At 40.2% G+C, this 18237-nt stretch carries 12 protein-coding genes; all 12 read right to left on the bottom strand.

The window, feature by feature from the left end:
* Positions 1-45: 45 nt before the first annotated feature.
* Entirely contained in the window at positions 46-351 is a 306-nt protein-coding gene (locus GFB48_RS03915) for a hypothetical protein (RefSeq protein WP_163931408.1), read from the bottom strand.
* Positions 351-560, bottom strand: a complete 210-nt coding sequence (locus tag GFB48_RS03910) for a hypothetical protein (RefSeq protein ID WP_163931405.1) — start codon at positions 558-560, stop codon at positions 351-353. The genes GFB48_RS03915 and GFB48_RS03910 overlap by 1 nt, the downstream gene beginning before the upstream one ends.
* A 134-nt stretch (positions 561-694) precedes the next feature.
* Positions 695-2590 (bottom strand): DUF262 domain-containing protein, encoded by a 1896-nt coding sequence (locus GFB48_RS03905; RefSeq protein WP_163931402.1) that lies wholly within the window; start codon positions 2588-2590, stop codon positions 695-697.
* 48 nt (positions 2591-2638) lie between these two features.
* Positions 2639-4129, bottom strand: a complete 1491-nt coding sequence (locus GFB48_RS17550) for a restriction endonuclease subunit S (RefSeq protein WP_205597674.1) — start codon at positions 4127-4129, stop codon at positions 2639-2641.
* Positions 4129-5814: an N-6 DNA methylase gene (locus tag GFB48_RS03890; RefSeq protein WP_163931399.1), complete on the bottom strand. Its 1686-nt coding sequence runs from the start codon at positions 5812-5814 to the stop codon at positions 4129-4131. Before GFB48_RS03890 ends, GFB48_RS17550 begins: the two co-directional genes overlap by 1 nt.
* Positions 5815-5897: 83 nt before the next feature.
* Positions 5898-9401: a type I restriction-modification system endonuclease gene (gene hsdR, locus GFB48_RS03885; RefSeq protein WP_163931397.1), complete on the bottom strand. Its 3504-nt coding sequence runs from the start codon at positions 9399-9401 to the stop codon at positions 5898-5900.
* Positions 9402-9406: 5 nt separating this feature from the next.
* Positions 9407-10546 (bottom strand): CRISPR-associated ring nuclease Csm6, encoded by a 1140-nt coding sequence (csm6, locus tag GFB48_RS03880; protein ID WP_163931394.1) that lies wholly within the window; start codon positions 10544-10546, stop codon positions 9407-9409.
* 66 nt (positions 10547-10612) lie between these two features.
* Entirely contained in the window at positions 10613-12877 is a 2265-nt protein-coding gene (locus GFB48_RS03875; protein WP_163931391.1) for an EH signature domain-containing protein, read from the bottom strand.
* Positions 12867-13529: an OmpA family protein gene (locus GFB48_RS03870; protein WP_163931388.1), complete on the bottom strand. Its 663-nt coding sequence runs from the start codon at positions 13527-13529 to the stop codon at positions 12867-12869. Before GFB48_RS03870 ends, GFB48_RS03875 begins: the two co-directional genes overlap by 11 nt.
* A gap of 2 nt (positions 13530-13531) precedes the next feature.
* Positions 13532-15577, bottom strand: a complete 2046-nt coding sequence (locus tag GFB48_RS03865) for a chemotaxis protein (RefSeq protein ID WP_163931385.1) — start codon at positions 15575-15577, stop codon at positions 13532-13534.
* A gap of 8 nt (positions 15578-15585) precedes the next feature.
* Positions 15586-15921: a hypothetical protein gene (locus GFB48_RS03860; protein WP_163931382.1), complete on the bottom strand. Its 336-nt coding sequence runs from the start codon at positions 15919-15921 to the stop codon at positions 15586-15588.
* A 383-nt stretch (positions 15922-16304) separates the two neighbouring features.
* Complete coding sequence (locus GFB48_RS03855; RefSeq protein WP_163931379.1) at positions 16305-18059, bottom strand: N-6 DNA methylase; 1755 nt, start codon at positions 18057-18059, stop codon at positions 16305-16307.
* Positions 18060-18237: the final 178 nt, after the last annotated feature.

The raw sequence follows: 18237 nt of genomic DNA, 5'->3' as shown, positions 1-18237 counted from the left end.
CCCGCAAGGAACGAAAATTCCGAGCCGATTTACTTCTGAAATTATTTATTCATTTTCACTTTTTAGCAGAAGCAAAATACACTCTTTTGCCCTATCCAGCTGCTCTTTAATGCCCACCTGTAGGCTTGTGATTTCTGCCTGTGCATGGCTATTTGTATCCTCAAAATGCTGGCTCAGTGTCAGTTTATCTAACTCATCAAGTTGGTTGATGAGATGGCTTAAGGTTTGTTTTGCGTCGCTTATTTGAGCCCGCTGTTTTTCAATAGCAGCAGCGGTTTGTTGTTGTTCTTGTAAGTTCGGGAGTTTGATTGTTTTAGGCATAGCGTTTTTATTATTGTTGTTATCGTGCATCAGTAGTCATAGCCTTCTTGCCAGTTTTCGTGTTCGCACATTTCACTAAAAATTTGGTCTTCTGTACCTGAATAAGCATTAAGGTCTTGGTTTTGCGGGCCGTATTCAAAGTTGGCGGCTTCGGGGTAGTCATAGCAGGTATGGTTGGCGACGATTTTATATTCTCTTGGGTAGAGGGCTTCGTGGCTTTGGTTGGTCAGTATTTTCATAGTTCGCTCCTTAATTGACCGAACCAACTTATTACATGGCTTTAGCATTAGGTATGTTCGTAAGCTTACGAAACCCTTCTACCAACCTCAATAAAACGCCAGCAGTTGCTGGCGTATACTTGAACAAAGTAAGGTTACTTTAAATGTAATAACTGTAACTTAAAGTCAGTATCACCTAAGGTAATACCCCAACGCTCTTCCATAAAGTCAAGCAGTGCCATACCGCGCTCTTTAATAGCGATTGGGGTCCACTCGCCGTATTGCGCGACTTCATTTTCAGATACAGAGCCGTTATAAAAACCAACCCCTTGACCATTATTTTTCTTTAAGTCAAAGCTGTCGTTTTGCAAACTTGCGTTCTTGGCACGACTAAGCGGCAACAGATTCCCTAAAGAATGTGCGACAAACTCAGTTTGTTCCTGGGTTAACTCACCAAATCGCTCAACCCAATATGGATCTGTTGGTGTCTGTGGGAAGATGTGCTCAATAGTAACGTGATCTTTTTTCTTTTGTGTTAGTCCATTCCAGCAAAGTTTAGAAGCAGACTGTTTTCCACGCTCTTGTAAATACTGCTCATGCTCGAACAAAAAGTACCTGAGACCATCCCACCTGTAAAAGCCGCCTAAACCCAATTCATATTTCTCAGCGATATGCTGTTCAAAGCGATGCGGATCGTAATATCTCTCAATCCAACTGTCCGCCTCAACAATAATGCTATCTATGCTAATGTCCCCCACCAACAACTGCCTAGCCATGCCGAAAAACTCTGTATCCCCCGTATTAGAGCGTCGCTGGCTTAATGTAAACAACGTGAAGTTATAGCGCTCAGCCATAGTAAGCAACTTATTAATTTGCCCAGTATCTTGTTCAGATACAAATGCAGCCATTAGCAAGGGTTTAAACGCTCTAAAACTTAAACGGTGTAACCTGTCTAGTAGCAGCTTATTGCGCTCATCTTGATATTCAGGCATTGGGAAATATGGGTTATGCATATAAAACCAAGGACGAATAGATTTTTGCAAACTGGTTACATAGTCATTTACCTCTTGTACCGTCAGCCTCTCGTCTTCAGTTTTAGGATGAGTCACGTTACGTGCGGTAAACTTTTCATCAAGTAAGTACTTAATATAATCATCCCCTTTGCGACGAGAATACTTAAAGTACATGGTCCAGTGGTTACGCAAGAATAGTTGGTCACTTAATGGTTGTTCAGGGTTTTTACCTAGGTATTCATATATGGTTTTCCACGCATTATTAATTTTAGTGCGCAGTAATTCGTGGCCTTCTTGCTCTTTAAATAACGTCGATAAATAAATCAACCTGTTTTTCAAAAGCTCTAAACTCGTCAATGGCTTACCACGATTATTCATGGTTTCAAAAGTCACAAAAACATCGATTTCATCATCAATTTCATACAAGTTGAACTTGAACTTTTGTGTCAGTTTTTTATAAATCAGTGCAATTTCATCGTTATCAAGCTGACTTAACTTTTCTTTAAAATAGCTTTTCGCCCTTAATAGGTTCTGGGTATAAAGGGTTTCTTGATGTTGATTACTATGGGAATGCACACCAAATATTTGAGTTTTTAAGTACTCGTCACTTGGGTTATCTTTTTCATAACCAAAAATAAAGCTTTCACGCAGCCCACCATCAGAGCGATGTAAAATATACTGCTTCCGAATAGTATCAACCGACTGATAGTTAAGCTCGGCCTGACCATCTACCGTTTCAAGTATGGCCTGCATTAACACCATAGACGTTGTTAAGCGTTGCTGACCATCAACCACGTAGTACGGTTTAAAGCCAACCCCTTCAATAAGCCACTCATCGTTATCCCATCTTGACCACTGCGATTTAGGTACAGGCTCTAAAGTGATGACACCGGTGTAGTGAACGCGCTCAATATTAAGGTGAACAATATCTTCCCAAAAATCTTCTAGCTGGTGTTGAAGCCAAGCATAGCCCCTTTGGTAATCAGGTATTCTTAATATACGGCGTTCAAAAATGTCGCTTAAACTTTGTAACTTCATCAGTATTCCCTTACAAATGCCAGCGGTTGCTGGCGCTGTATATTGTTATTATTTTGCTTTGGCGGCACGTTTTTTGGCAGCCTCTGCTTTTTTTGCGGCTTTGGCCAATTTGTCCGCTTCTGCTTTGGCGGCTTTAATGCGTTCCAGTAACTGGTCAGCAGGTTCGTCATTGGGGTCCTGAGGCACCAATTCACCACGGAATGCCTTAGCCAAAATACTTTGGGTTAAGTTATCCACCCGTGCACGGGCTTTATCTAACTGCGTTTCAATGGTATCGGCGAAGGCGAAATATTGGTCGACTAAGCGAACGATTTCTTTTTGTTCCTCTAGTGGAGGAACAGGAACTGGGCATTGAGCAAAGTCGATAATTGATAAATGTTGTACAGCGACACCAGATGCTTTATCTTTTACAAAAGCCTGTGAATAAGGGCTGTTGGCAACGTATTCCAAATAGGACCTATTCATGATAGTAGAACGTAACCAACAGACTGCAACACTTTGATTAATACAAAATTTTTCCGTTGTTCTAACGATTGCGGCTCTACCTATTGTCCCATCTTTGGTAATCAAAAGGTCGCCATTTTTCGGTCTATCTTTATCTGATAAACTTTCAAAAGCTTCAATAGTTGTATAACCAGCTAAATCAGTATTGGCACAAAAATAACTAACATCCTTTGCTGTAAGCAACTTTATCCCACTTTCTGATTTCGGCATAGGCCTTGTAAAGCCATAAGTAATCCACTCAGATATTTTCCCCCAAGAAGAAAAGCACCAAGATGCTGGTATATCAAAAAGGTAGCCTTGTTCAATATCGCTTTGGAGCGTGGACTTTTTGTTCTTAAGCTCTGGAAATTCAGTAAGCATCTCTTCTTTCCTACTTGCGTCAGTTTCAATAACTGATGCACCTGAATGAGTGAGATTCTGTTTACGCCAGTCTTCCGTTAACTTTCCTGATACCGCAGAGGCGAGGACGGATTGGCGGAAGCGTTTTAGGATGGCGGGGATGCTGTCTAGGCGTGCTTTTATGCTGTCCACCTGCGCCAACACCTCATCCAGTTTTGCCACAATGCGTTGTTGTTCGGCGAGTGGGGCAAGTGGAAACTGTAGTCCGTTTATTACTTCAAGTCTCACACCTTTAACTGTAGTACCAGTACCTAGTGACTCTATATTCATTCCCTGAGAGCGATACCAGTACTCGAAATAATGAGCATTCATCTCATTATTTACAAATAGAGCTTTCAAATCTTGGTTTATCGCAGAATCAAAGCTAGCCCTAACAATCTTCCCCAGACTCATACGAGTTGCAATAATAGGTGTCCCAGCAGGGATAATATTAGTGCTACTATTATCGACTGCTGATTGAGTAATGTGATCAATGGTGTCAGTAAGAAAAGACTTGTTCATATCTTTAACTGTCATCCATGGAATACTACCTTCATAATATGAGGGTATCGACTTACTCGGCGTGCCACCTCCGACAATTTTATCAACGACTTGATTTAGGAGAGTAATTTCCCACCCCTTCGGCAATGCACTCATTACTGTGCCTCCGGCTGTTTCGCCTCGGTTAAGCCAAAGGCCGCTTCTAACAGTTGCTTTTGACCTTCGGCTTCATCGTCTGCCCCTAGGGACTGCATTAGTTGGTAAATCTCTGACATGGCTTCAGTAAGCTCAGCCATGGCTTCGCCCGCCAGTACTTCTGGCTCGGGTAGGTTTTCGCTACTTACCGCCTCTAAGTCTTTTAACCATGAAATATCTAGGCTGTCGCCTTTTTGTTCACGAATGTAGTCACGGCTGAACTTTTTAAAGCGGGCGTGGTTGCTTTGATACTCTTTGATAAAGGCGGCTTCATCAAAGCTTTCAGAGTTATCGCTGTCAGCACTGTCACTTTGGACTTTTTCTTTGGCTGCAGTAATTGCAGCTTGAAGTTGCTCGGCAAAGTTGTCGCTGTCTATAAACTGCGCCCCTAGGGTTTCAAACACACCTTCACTGCGAAGTGACTGACCATTGGCATCTTCGCCATAGGCGCTGATAAAGGCATCAAAATGCTTAGCAGTTAATGGTCTGGTTTTACCAAAGCTTTGCATATTGGTGCGCATGTCGAACACCCAAGTTTCCTTGGTACAATCGATATCTTGATTTGGATTGTCGGGGGTGCCCTTTTGGAAAAACAGCACATTGGTTTTGACCCCTTGGGCATAAAAAATGCCCGTAGGTAAACGTAAAATGGTGTGCAGATTACATTTATCCATTAAGTCTTGACGAATACTGGTGCCCACATTGCCTTCAAACAATACGTTATCTGGAATCACCACGGCAGCACGGCCACCAGGCTTTAGGTTAGTATAAATATGCTGCATAAAGGCGAGCTGTTTGTTTTGGGTACTATGCACAAATTCACGGCTTACCCCTGCCCCACGGGCACTGCCAAATGGTGGGTTGGTTAAAATAACATTGGCTGGCGCTAAGTCTTCACCATCACTGCTTAGGGTGTTACCCAGCTTAATAGGGCCTTCACTGTCGATAGGGCCCTCGATGTCGTGCAGTAGGCAGTTCATCAATGCAAGGCGTCTTGTCCCTGGTACTAACTCGATACCGTTAAAAGCACGGCGTTGCTGGAACTCTTGAGCGTTGGTTGGTAGATCTTCTAAATCGTCGGTTTGATGTTTAATAAAGCGATCTGCAGATATTAGGAAACCTGCCGTACCTGAAGCCGGATCTTGAATAACTTCACCTGCTTGAGGCTGTAATAGCAATGTCATGCAGTCGATTAAAGGTCTTGGGGTAAAGTATTGTCCCGCACCTGATTTGGTCTCGCCGGCGTTTTTTTCTAACAGGCCTTCGTACATATCGCCGAAGTCTTCACGGTTTGAACCATACCAATTTAGCTTATCCATGCCGGTGATAAGCTCTTCTAGGTGTTTAGGCTTAGTAATATGGGTGTTAACATTAGCAAAAATAGCACGTACCATGCGGTGTTCATCTTCGCCTAATTCCACCAGCATGCGACGGTAAAAATTAAGTTGCTCAATGCCGTTTTTGGCTTTCAAGTCTGGCCAGCGCATTCCTTGTGGTAGTAGTGATTGCTTATCTTCTAATTCGTCACACATTTTAATAAATAAAAGAGAGGCAAGCTCGGTTACGTAGTCTTGGTAGGAGATGCCATCATCCCTTAGTACGTTACATAGGTTCCATAACTTACTGACGATTTCATTGGTATTCATTGTTTTTCCTAATGCAGACATACCCTTTGCTATGTCTTAGAATTTGGCTGGCTTTCGTAATTAATGAACCAGCGGGTAATTGTTTATGCTTGTTCAGGCCATGTGGCTGCAACAAGATCTTTTAATATTTCATCGAGCTTGCCATTTAGGTCAAGATTTGCTTGTTGCTTTCCGCCTTTGCGGCGTAAATTACCAACCTTAAATGAGTCTTCATTTAATACTAAATCGTCACGCATTTGGTTAACGATTCGATTTAACCACTTCGTCTGTTCAGTAGTCAGATTATGCTTTTTAATAATCGTTTCGCTGGCAGTTTGCAGTCGTTCTTCAAAGGGCGTTAATGGGCTACCAATAGCGGCTCGCCTAATTAAGCCGATGATCCTCGCAGCAACATCTTCTTGTTTAACCACTTTACGGGCTTGAATGAGTGTTTGCTCATCAAAACGGTGGTTTTCCAACTCTGTAAGTAATTGTACTAGATCTTTTTTAGTTAAATCGCGCGGTCGATTAACCACAACATTAAGTGCTGAAATTTTGTTCTGATTGTTCTGAATAAAGTCCCTAAATGCGATTAAATAGTCTTCCGGTGCATTATAGCCACGCCAATTTTGCGTGATGGTTGTTTTACCTGCTTCGCCTTCATATAAATAAGGGGCTTGCTCACCAAAGTTAACGGCCTCCTTTAACGTGGGTTCTCTGGTTAAGATCCAAGGGTTACTTTGCAATAATTGTGCTGCTGCCATTGGCCCTTGTGCCAACATATATTTCGGCAACTCGACTATGGAGTTAAGCTCAGGAATATGCTGCTTGGTTAAATCATCTAGTTGTTTTAATTGCTCGGCAACTTTAGGTTTATCGTCTTTTTGCTTAGCAGCTTTGTTAAAAACGCGGCTAAGTTTTAATGATAATGCTTCTAACGATTGCTGAGCAAAAGTAGTACCATCGTCAGCCACAATTTGGCTGTTTGTGTCTGGGCTTGCCATTTCTTTTAGTAGATCTTCATTTGAAATGGTTGGCCGGGTGACCACTGGTTTCATTAATTTAGAGGCATCTAAACGTTCAATGGTTTCGATCAAATTAACTGCATCAAAAATACGGAATGACTGTTTATCATAGTCTGAACAGGTTCGAGTAGCTCGCCCTTTCATTTGTTCATACAGAATACGGCTTTTTACTTGGCGTAAAAATACTAAGTTACGTATAGGCCTGACATCGATACCTGTAGTTAATAGGTCTACAGTAACCACGATTGAAGGCAGGCGCTCTTTCCTATAGCGGGAAATCAACTGCTCAATCCTTTTAGGGTTACCACCTTCGCTTTGGCCGGTAATTTTAATAATGGCTTTTTCTGTTTCGTTACCTAGTTTTTCTTTGTATGTTTCCCTTAACATTTCCAGCACTTCTTCTGCGTGAATATCGTTTACACAGAAAACTAATGTTTTTTCTTTGTTGGTTGGGTCTATATATTCTGGTAATGCATTACATACCGCGCGGTTAAATTCTGGCACCAGGACTTTACGATTAAAGCCTGAAACATCAATCTTTAACTCTTCAGGTAATACTCCTTCTACAATTTCCCCTTCAACCAATTGCTCAACGGTTGCGCCTTCATCAAATTTGATACCCTCTTGTGAAAGCTCAGTTTCAATTATAATGGGTGGCTCTTGATCTACTAGACGGCCGTCGAGTACCGCTTGCTTGAAGGTATAGTTATAGATTGGCTTACCAAATATTTTTACGGTGTTGGTAGCTGGAGTTGCGGTTAAGCCAATTTTAATTGCATCAAAGTAATCAAGCACCTGACGATATTTGGATTGGTATTCCGCTTGGTTGCGGAACAGCATTTCGGCCTCGGTTTGTTCGGCATCTTCGTTATAACCACGGTGCGCTTCATCAACAATAATGCAGTCGTACATGCCTACGGTGAGTGGGTTATTATTGCTTTGTAGCATTAAGGATAACGACTGTACGGTTGCCACTTGAATCCAAGACTGGCTTTTATCCGCGGGCTTTTCCCCAAGTGGGTAAAGCCCATAATGATCCGATAACGGTATGTCTTTAATTTTGTAATCGGCAAAGGCATCAGATGCTTGTTTACCAAGGGATCGCCTATCCACTAAAAAGAGTACGTTTTTACACATGCCCGATGTCAGCAGTCGATACATAATCGCACCAGCGACACGAGTTTTACCCGTACCAGTTGCCATAGCGATAAGTTGCTTGGTGTTATTTTTTTCTACTAGCTGGTGCTCACAGGCAATTACCGCAGCCTCTGAAGGGGTAAAAAGGTCGAGTTCTTTTTTTGACTGTAGTTTTAGCCAAGCTTTTGCACGGTCTTTAGATTGATGCAGTGCTATTTTGGCTTCTATATCTTCTGGTGAGTGGAAACCACTTAATACCTGTTCATTATCTCCATCGGTATTTGAAAACCAGATACCAGACTGCGTTTTTACCTGATGAAGGTACTCACGGCCATTTGCAGAATATACAAAGTGTATAGGATCAAATTTTGATTCTGCGTTGTATTCTAACTTAGGCTCGGCCACAGCATTAGGGCTTTCGCTTGCACTAAGTTGGTCTTTATAAAATGCAAAATCGAAGCCTTGCGCATAGTTTTGGGCTTGGGGTAATGCGTCTCTAACACTGATAGATTTCTTTTTTGCCTCGACTACTGCTACGGGTTGCAACCCCATAAATAGCACGTAATCCGCTTTATGTTGAGTAGTGCCAACGCGCCATTCTGCAATGGCCATATTTTTACCTATTTGGGGTCGAGTACCTTTGGCATAATGCAGTAACTCAGAATCGACTAACCAACCAGCCTGTGCTAACTGGGCGTCAATCAAAAAGCGTGTCTCTTGCTCTGAAAGCTCAAACTTATTTTTAGTCAGTTTTGACTCGAATTGAACCACTTCAGATTTCTGTGCAGTAATACTGAGTTGGTTGAGCTCTAACTGCTGGGTTTCAATTTGTAGCTCTAATGATTTTATTCGTGCTTTATACTGCTGTTCAGTTTCTGATTGGTTACTTTCCAATATAGAAATATAGCCTTGTAGATCGACTACTTTTCTTTCTTTCGCTGCTACCGCTTCTTTACTGTTAGCACTTAGGGTGTTGGCTTTTTTTAACTCCCTTTTCAAACTATCAAGTTCTAATTGCAGCACATTCTGAGCTTGAATAGAAGGGGTAATAAAATCAGGTTTTAATAGGTCGAACTGTTTAGTATCGAGTTTATAAAACCAGAAAGCTAAGTGATGGCTGATATGCAACAGCTGTAATGCCTGTTTGGCGCTATCAGCGCCTTCATGGACAGCGCTATTTCCACATTTTCTAATATGGGTTAAGGCTTTCACAAGATCTGCTGGTATTGCCTTACTCTTTTGCAAAGCATTAATTAGGCTTAATTGATTTTCAGGTATTTCAATATTTAGCTGGACTGCCAGTTGCTTAGCACAAAACTCACCAAATTGACGAATTTTATACATAGCGGTATTAGGATCAGAGTGAACGTAATTTTCAGCACTAAGTAAAGTGTTATGCATCGTTTTATCGACGCTTTTCAAAAACTCAAAATTCGACTGTGACATGATATTTATTCCCCAATAGTGAAATGGCAATCCATGATGTTAATGCGGTAACTGGTGTATCCCTGCTTTTTGTTGTTGCGTGAATGTATCTTCACTTTATCAGCAATTTCTGCGGGTAGTAGTTTTGTAAGCTTACGATTTATGTTTGAGCGTTGCTGCTGCACAAATTCTTTGGTCATTGGCTGGGTTTTGGCTTCATAACCTGTGCCTAATTCCGTACCAAATGTTTGATATACCCTAGGATCGGCCGCAATGGTTTGGTACACCTTTAAAAATCCCACGGCATGGGTTGCGGTTTTATCAAACTTGTATTGGTCACGTTCATCCATTTCAACCCTAAGCTCGTCATTGTGCTTTACTATATCAAGTAACCACAAATAAAACGCTAACTCTTTAGGGCTGAGCTTAATACTTTGTCCAGATATGGTGAGGGTTTTAGTTTCAGGGTTTATGTTTACCGTTAGCTTACTTGATACCAGTGTGTTTAAGGTTTGCACCGCTTGACTAAAACTGGCATCTTGTACCCTTTTTATGACCTGCTTATCTAGGCTTTTGCGCATTCGCACAAATGGGATTTCCGCTAAGGTGACTTCCGCATCTTTAGTGTTCAGCCTACCCTTTCGTGGGGCTTCAATAAAATTATCGCCTTTGGTGGGAAACCAAAAGTCTGGCACAAATTCAAACTCATTGTTAATAAGCACATGGCTTAATACATCTTGCTGGCGAGCAAACATACTCATGGCAAGGCCCATGTAGAACGCCATGGTTTTACGGCCACCAGCTATACTGGCATGAATGGCCGTATCATTGTCACTGGTGAATTTCGCTACGGTACGGTTTAGGTAATCGGCAATATGGGTTTGGCAGGCTTCCGACTTACCATCGGTTAACAGCTGACCTTTATCATCGGTAATTAAATGAATGTTGTCTTCGCTAAATTGCGGCAATGGCTGGTCGTATTCAGCACATAGTTTAGCTAGCTGGCCATCAGTAATCAGCCCCTTTACCAATGCTTCCACACAGCTTTGGGTGGTAATTAAATGCACTTCCTTAGGAAAAGGCTTACCGCTTTGAATAATGCCGTATAAGGTTTCTGTCACCACCTGTGGGCTTGCGCCCACCACGGCGAGTAATATGTGTTTCATTAATGAATAACGTCCTTGTTATTTTTTAGTAAAATAGCATCTTTGGCAGTGCTTCAACAAGTGTGATTAGTTGAAAGCATCTAAAGCTGCTTGTAGCTGGTCATCTAGTTCTTGTTGATTTTTTTCATCGCTAGTTATCGCTTCTCGCGTTTCACGCAGCATGGATGCAATATAGCCACTCACAGTTTCATTTACTTTAGGTTGTAACGTAGTCAATTTTACACGTATTTTTCTTCGCTGTATGGAATTGCCATCATTATAAAGCTTAGATAATAGTGCCCTTTGATGATTTGGTAATAGCTGTTGAAAATTCTCCAGCGCTTCTAACCATTTCACCTCATTTTTATATGCACCGTTATCTGGTAAGTACTCATCACCAATAACTGTACTTAAAAGCTTTTTGGTGTTTTCTTGCTGCGTAGTGTTGTATAACTCCACTAGTTTTTTTTGCATGGCTGATGTTATATAAACACCTTTCCCATTAGTAATTAGATCGATAATAAAATCTGATTGACGCACCATTGATTTTTCTAAAAAATTATCTAAAGCTACCATCCAATGACGTGGGCTTTCATTATGTGGTTGAAATTCTAATTTATTCTCTTTTTTGTATTTCTGTGCTTTAACAAACCCTTGCCCTGCGAGATCAAATATTAATTTTTCCGCCTGTACTTCTCTAAAAACATCATTACAGCTTTTTCGTTCTTCACATGCAAGCTGAAATAGTGCTTCTGGGTGCTTGGCATCGGCAGCTTTTTTTAGGTGATGTTGATATTCATTGTCATTGCCAAGATGTTTGGCAACCATTGCTTTATGCATATCATGTTTTAAGTTACTGACTCGAACAGCACCACTTACCTTACTGCACTTATATTTATTTAGGTTTAACTCCCATTTCCAAAACTTTTCAGCCCAACTTTCTAGCTCGACTTTTCGTTTAATTAGTAGCTCTTCATTAGGCTTAACTGTCAAACCATCCTTATGGCTATAATTAGAGAATGCTTTTGGGATACCTGTGAATGAAGTTACATTATTATCTGCTGCTAAGCCAAAACGTTGCCTTAGCATTTTTTCTAGATAGTATTGCCATAATGTAATGTGGTCATGAGCTTCATCTTGAAATAGTTCATAAATATAATCTAACGACTTTGCTTTATCGAATAGCTGCTGTTCTATCCAATTATTTTTTTTGAAAAGCCTTACTTCACTATTACCTTTCCTTAAAAACTCTACAACTATTAGCGTCTCAGTTGAAAAAATTAAAGCTTCTGTTTTATCGTCAGCTCGAGCTGTCTTTATGGCGTGCTTCATTAACACTTTGGATTCGCTTCGCAGGAAGTCATAAGTGTTAATTGGTAAAATTGCCTTAAACCTTACAAACTGTGCCCTATAATTCGACCAAAAAGCGGTGCGACTTCGAATATTATTTTGCTCGGTTTCACTTAAACCTAGCTCAGTTGCAGCCTGCTCTGTGGTTAATGCCTTAGAAAGACTTTTTAGGTAATAGAAATCTGTTAATTGCAATAACTTGGTTATTTTCGCCTGCGCCTCGGTCGAAAAATATAACCAGAGGCTATTTGTTGCATCAGGGTGGCAATGTGATTTTATGATAGCCATAAATGGCAGACAGCTGGCCTTACTATATGATTGCTGGAGGGCCAACTCAATAAAATCGACTTTGTCTTGCGTTACTTTGAGGGTTTTAAAACAATCATAAAACCAGTTGATAGAACTATTGCTGTCCGTGGCAAAGTCCGGTACAGCTTTATATACCCTTTCTAAATAAGTATTTACACTAGGCAAGGTTAAGTGGGTTATTCTGGCTTGCGGTGTTTGTAAGTGCGCAGCACACTGTTTCGCCATAGTTAAAATGCCATCACTATTGGTTTGGCATGCTTTAATCGCCTCTAACCACTCAACTTTATCTTTGTAGGTATTGCTGGATTGTAAAAACGGTGATGCAGTATCGTAACCCTTTAAAAAATCTGCACCTAATTCATTAGGGTTACCATCAAATACAAGAGCCAATTTGAAAAATGCCATTTTAGCGATATGCCCATAATGCAATATGGCTTGCCAGTAGAGAATGATTGCATCAAAGTTATCTTCAAACGGCAGCATTTCCCATTGTGAATTATCTTCAATGGACCATAACCACTCCATCACTGCTATGCGATCACCCTCTCCGCGCTTTAGCAGTTCAAGTATTTTTTCTAAGGTTTTAGGTGGGTTGCTCGGTAGCACACCAGTGACTTGTATTTGCAGGGCTGTATCACTAGCTTTTACTTTTATTAAACTGTTTTTTTTAGGTATAACAGGTTCAGCGAACATTCGGTGTTACCTCGTTAAAATTGCCTAAAAAGCTTTCGTCTTTAAACTGAAACTTAAACTTCACTTTTCTGTCGGCAGAGTCAACACTGTTTTGATCCGCCTCTATTGGTCCTCGGCCTGACACAATGATTTTATTGAAAAAATCATTCTTATGCTCAAAGGCCATCCAGCGTATATAAGTGGCCACGCTATTCGCCCGCAGTACACTGAGTTCCATGTTCCGTGTGAAATACCCTTCCGAGCTTGAATGACCTTCAATCACAATACGGGCAACTTCGTTGGCTGTCTCCTCGTTCTGAAAAATCACATCGGCATAGATTGGGATGAACTTCTTTAAGAAGGCCTTGCCAGAGGGTTTTAACTGATACTGGTTTTGATCGAACAAAATTAAATCTAAAATTGAAATATCACCACTATCAGTATCGGCCTGAACTTCAATGCCGGCATGCTGCAGGGCATCATTAATGCCTTTAATGATAATAATTCTGGTGCTTTCTTTTGATTCTTCAAATTCAGTGATTTGCACCAAGGCACTAATAAAAAGCAATGCAAATATCATCAGCAATACTGACATTAAATCACCAATAGAAAGCCATATGCCGCCATCATCTTGCTCGGGGGTTAATTTCTGAGTTTGACTGTTTAAATTCATAGTTAGCTTGCTTTAGTTTCAGAAAGTTGCTGTCTTGTGGTTTCGGCCATCACTAAGAATTGCGCTGCTTCATGCAGCTGCTTATGAATTGCAGCAGCTTCTTTATCAAATACATTAAAAAACTTTTCAACTGATTTATTCGCCCTAGTGAAATATTTATCCATTTCCGCAGGCAATTGTTGCGTCAATGTTTTAAACTCGCCAGAAGCTGCCTTATATTCCTTCTGCAAATATGATACTTGTTTACTTAATGATTCCGACACTGCTTGCAGCTCTTTCATTTTAGCCGCGCTGTTAAGACCGACTGCTTCCGCTAAACGAGTTATGGCATCTGCTGATTGTTGCAGTTTGCTATATTGCTCAGTTAAGTCTTTAAGTAGCTTTAAGCGTGTTTTATATTCATCTTTGAAAACTTGTTTAAAGTTATTTACGACCTCATTTAAACCATCTTTCTGGTTACTGAGGCTTTGCTCTAATATTTCATTCTGTTTTTCAAAGTATTCAGATAGCTTTTGCTGGTATTGAATCCTAAATGCTTCTAGTTCTTTCTGTACTGTTTGTGACATATTGACTACTTTGGTATCAATATCACCTAAACCTTGTTGAAGCTCAGTTTTGGCTGTGCCCATTAATTCTGCAGCTTCTTTACCAACCGCTTTAATAGCTGTTGATTGACCTTCAAAGATTTTTTTAGACTCTTCTAAAAGAGTACCAATGCGTGTTGCTACACTTTCTAGTAGTTCTTTTTCTGCTTTCGTACGTTTATCTAGGCTTTCCTCCATTTTCCCCGAGATATTAGTAAATGCCTGTGAAGCCGTTTGTGCACTTTGTTCAAAAGCTTGGCGTTGCTCTTCCATGCCTTCCGTGGCTGTTTGCAGCATTGCTTTTACTTCGCCTGACATCTCAGCCATCGCCCCTTTAGTATCGTCTTTAAAGCTTGCTAAAGTTTTAGATAGGGATTCTGCAAAATCTTTTAATTTTTCTAGGGTATTGTCTTGGAATTTTGCAATTGTTTGCGTGGTTTCAGCGGTAGCTTTAATAATTTCTTCTACGTTTTCATTCAAGCGAGTCGTGGCTTCATTACTATTAGCAACCGCCTTAGTGGTTTCTTCCATTTTCGTAGTTAACGGTTCTACAATTTGCTCTTTAATTTGAGTCACTAAAAGCTGAGCTAACTCTTGTTGGTTTTGCTCTTTGACCTCTTTTAAGGTTTTAATTTCTTCAGCAATACTGGTTAATGCAGGGCTTAACTTCTCTTCTAACCCCTTATCAAATGCAGCTGCAATTCCAGACACAAGTTTGTCGCCATTAAAAGATTCCGCCATGGTTTCAAAATGTTCAGTGACGCTGCCCAGCTTATCTGATAGTGAAGTAATCGCACTTGTAAACTGTTGCTGTTGCTCTACTTCTGCCTGATTATCTTGTGATGCTATGTGGCGCAAATAATGAACGGCTGTTTCTTCAATACAGTTGTCATAAATACATGCTTGCAGTTTATTTTGCGCCTTTATAACTTGGCTGGCGTTAAGCTTGTTTAGCAACATAAAAACAGCAGATAGTGCAATGCCTACAAGGGAAGTGACAAAGGCAGTTTTCATGCCGACAAGCAATAAATTAGCTGAGTCAATCAGTGCTTGAGAATTGCCCGCGGTATCAAAATCTTTCAAGCCGAGGGTAATGCCAAGAAATGTTCCTGTAACACCAAAGCTGGTCAGTAGCGCCGGCCCTAGCTTATAACGATTGAAATCATAGGTTAACGTAAGTTGTTGAAGTGGCTTATTGGTAAGCCACTTATTATCACGGATCACTGGCCTGCTATTACGCAAGTTAAGGCTATCAAATACCCAGCTTTTAATTGAACCATCACTATAGTTTTGTACTGCTAGCGGCTCTTTTTGTTTAAGCAGTTCGATTAGGTTTGTTGTGTTTTTTTCTAAAGCTTTTCTCGACAAATAATCTTTTACTGTCAAGATACTGAAAATAGCGAACAAAATTATTAAAAAGGTAAACGTTATTGGGTCGGCAATAATTGAAGTTATAAAATTCATAATACTACTTATCGGGTTAAAAATTTTTCAAGTTCATGTTGTAAAAAGATTTCTTTCGCTATACGCACAGGCAAATGCTCAGCATCACTTCTGGTTAGATTGCCTATTTTTATCGGTGTTTTTAAGCGCACGCTAAAAAGCTCATCCGCATGTTCATTGTTATCGGTAGCCACTTTTAAAAAACTGTCGTTAGGGAAGTCCCGCAATAAGTGTGCTTGCATTAAAGACTTGCTGTCCCTTAAGGACTTTGTGGCAGGAAAAGCATCACCAAACCTATCTTTTGATAATTTCCAGGCGTGGTTAATTGCTATGATTTCATTGATTAAATCTTTTAAGTCACTCATTTCCTGTTACTACTAATACAGAGGGTTATATAGGTAGGTTTCAAGCTAAGTGTTTTATTAAAAGTAGAAAAGTAAAATTTTATCAAGTTGACCATATCCGGCTTACTAATAAACACCAAAATAAGCTATTAATGTGCAATGTTTAACCGAGCATTAGAGGTTTACATAGGTCATAAAAAATACGAGTAACTTAGCTGTATTTGTAAGTACTTATTTAAATTGAAGTTATTAAATCGCTATGTTTATAAATACTGTTAGAGAAGTAGTAACACGGTGTCTTGTCAAATTGAAAGCTCAATTGAACACTTATTATTCAGAACGGAAGATGAAGGTGGGTCTAATTTAAGTGTACCCCGCATGAGTACACTTAAACTATTTGGAAACTATAAGCCAATATTTTCTAAATCAGTAATTAACGACTCAATGTTGCTATTGATTTCTAGCTTTAGTTGCCACGCCTGCTGCAAGTGCTCAAGTATTGCAGGGCTATAGGAAGGCACCTTTAGATACTTTACTGCATTAGCTGGCAATACTGGTGTTATGCCGCCTATATGCAACTTATCGAGTTCATTAGCCCAGTACTTAGATTGGAAATACATCATAAATGCAGGAATATTCTTAGTATCCAAACCCTCTTTTAATCTAAGGATGTAGGCATGATTACAAAAGCTGTTTGTTGCTACCGCTTCATGCACTAGAGCAGCTTTACCGTAGCCATGGCTTTCTCTTGGACCTAAGCGCTGAATTAAGATGTCATTTTGTCTAAGTTGATAATTCAACGCTCTTTCGTTACGGGGGGGCCTTATTTTTAGCTTACGGCCCTCACCTGTTAAGCAACCTATCCTGTCAGCATCTTTTTGTAAGCTGTAACTTGTTGCAGTAATAGCGTCGTCACTTTCAACGTTTTTTAATGGCGTCGTTGGTGATATCACTTCAAAATACTCTTCTAGTGCAACCGCATTATGTTGCTGCAAATATGCTTCATGTTCCAGCATTTTTTGCTGATGTTCAGACGTAGTAATTGTTAAATAATAAGCCGGATCCAAAATGGCATTATTGGCTAACAATATTTCGTTATCACAAACTGTACTAAAGTCAGAATTGCCTGTACTGAATTCTTCAAGAATTGCCGAAGCATCTAACTTTTGGTGCGCTCTTGAATAAATCCCCTTAGAAGCTAATCCATTCGCGACGAAGTTTTCATTATTTGCATCCATAAAGACAACTTGACTTGTTTCTTTAATATTATTGAAAATCAGTAACAGGTTTCTTCCCCTACTACTGGCTAGCTTTATGGGCAACTTAATAACCCCTTCTAATAGATTATCTTCTATTAGTTGCTTTCGAAACGAATCGGCTTCCTTTCTGAATAGTTCATGAGCTGGTAAAAGAGCAATAGTTTTGCCTTTGCTGTGATTTATTGCGTGACAAACTTCAGCAAATGCCTGCCGTGTGCCAACAGGGAAGTCACCAGCCTTATGAGAAACTTCTTCTCGGTTCCTTATATCAAATTTAGGTACGGTTAAACAATAATCATAGGTTTTCACTTTACTATCAGATGCGTAATCCTGCCCATAAATGGGATCAACTTGTTTTAAAGAGAATGGCTGTTCTAATAGCAGGCTTTGACAGTGCGCTAATAGTTGAATATCTAGATTTTCTTCTTCATAAACAGCTTCAACTTGTGCAGGTAACGCCTGTGAAAAAATGTAGCTGTGATTAAAAGGCAAATAAACTGTGCCTTCATCGATGTTTAACAAGTCAACACATAGCTGTGTGAGGGGTTGATAGAAGTTTAGCCCGCCGATAAAGCTTCTATCATCACGTAATACCATCGAGCATAAATACTCGAATAAATCACTGTACGATGATTCGCCGCTGGCAAGTAATTCATTAAGAACGGTCAAAATCATAGTCAATTTTGACTCTGATATTCTGTTAGCACTTGGCTGATAGCCCGGCAGAATAGTATCAGCGACCTCATCTAAGAGGGAGTGCTTAACATAGCCAAACTCTTTGATAGATAAGTTATCAACGCTGTCACGGTTTTTCTTCAACCACAGCAGGCATAATGCGAAATCGTTTATATATAGATACTGCTCAATTGAGGACAGTTTTTCGGAAGAGTGCTTTTTCATTTTTAGTACTACTCTATTTATTCTGGATTTAGCCTATCAACATGCCTTGCTGAACGAAAGCTGAAAATGCTCATGCTAACCTGCATGGGGTAAGTTGCTGCTAACTGTCTGTTACTGGGTAACTTGGCTTACCCCAGGTGTTACCCGGATTTTCCATCATTATTAAAATCAAGAATTG

This window comes from Paraferrimonas sp. SM1919, assembly GCF_010993985.1.
Classification (GTDB): domain Bacteria; phylum Pseudomonadota; class Gammaproteobacteria; order Enterobacterales; family Shewanellaceae; genus SM1919.
Note: the sequence above shows the minus strand (reverse complement) of the source record. Positions and strands in the feature narration are given on the sequence as shown.

Excerpts from the sequence above, each read along its gene's own strand:
- GFB48_RS03910 (WP_163931405.1), bottom strand. The coding sequence starts at position 560 with ATGAAAATACTGACCAACCAAAGCCACGAAGCCCTCTACCCAAGAGAA.
- csm6 (WP_163931394.1), bottom strand. The coding sequence starts at position 10,546 with ATGAAACACATATTACTCGCCGTGGTGGGCGCAAGCCCACAGGTGGTG.
- hsdR (WP_163931397.1), bottom strand. The coding sequence starts at position 9,401 with ATGTCACAGTCGAATTTTGAGTTTTTGAAAAGCGTCGATAAAACGATG.
- GFB48_RS03865 (WP_163931385.1), bottom strand. The coding sequence starts at position 15,577 with ATGAATTTTATAACTTCAATTATTGCCGACCCAATAACGTTTACCTTT.
- GFB48_RS03890 (WP_163931399.1), bottom strand. The coding sequence starts at position 5,814 with ATGAATACCAATGAAATCGTCAGTAAGTTATGGAACCTATGTAACGTA.
- GFB48_RS03915 (WP_163931408.1), bottom strand. The coding sequence starts at position 351 with ATGCACGATAACAACAATAATAAAAACGCTATGCCTAAAACAATCAAA.
- GFB48_RS03905 (WP_163931402.1), bottom strand. The coding sequence starts at position 2,590 with ATGAAGTTACAAAGTTTAAGCGACATTTTTGAACGCCGTATATTAAGA.
- GFB48_RS03870 (WP_163931388.1), bottom strand. The coding sequence starts at position 13,529 with ATGAATTTAAACAGTCAAACTCAGAAATTAACCCCCGAGCAAGATGAT.
- GFB48_RS03875 (WP_163931391.1), bottom strand. The coding sequence starts at position 12,877 with ATGTTCGCTGAACCTGTTATACCTAAAAAAAACAGTTTAATAAAAGTA.
- GFB48_RS17550 (WP_205597674.1), bottom strand. The coding sequence starts at position 4,129 with ATGAGTGCATTGCCGAAGGGGTGGGAAATTACTCTCCTAAATCAAGTC.
- GFB48_RS03860 (WP_163931382.1), bottom strand. The coding sequence starts at position 15,921 with ATGAGTGACTTAAAAGATTTAATCAATGAAATCATAGCAATTAACCAC.
- GFB48_RS03855 (WP_163931379.1), bottom strand. The coding sequence starts at position 18,059 with ATGAAAAAGCACTCTTCCGAAAAACTGTCCTCAATTGAGCAGTATCTA.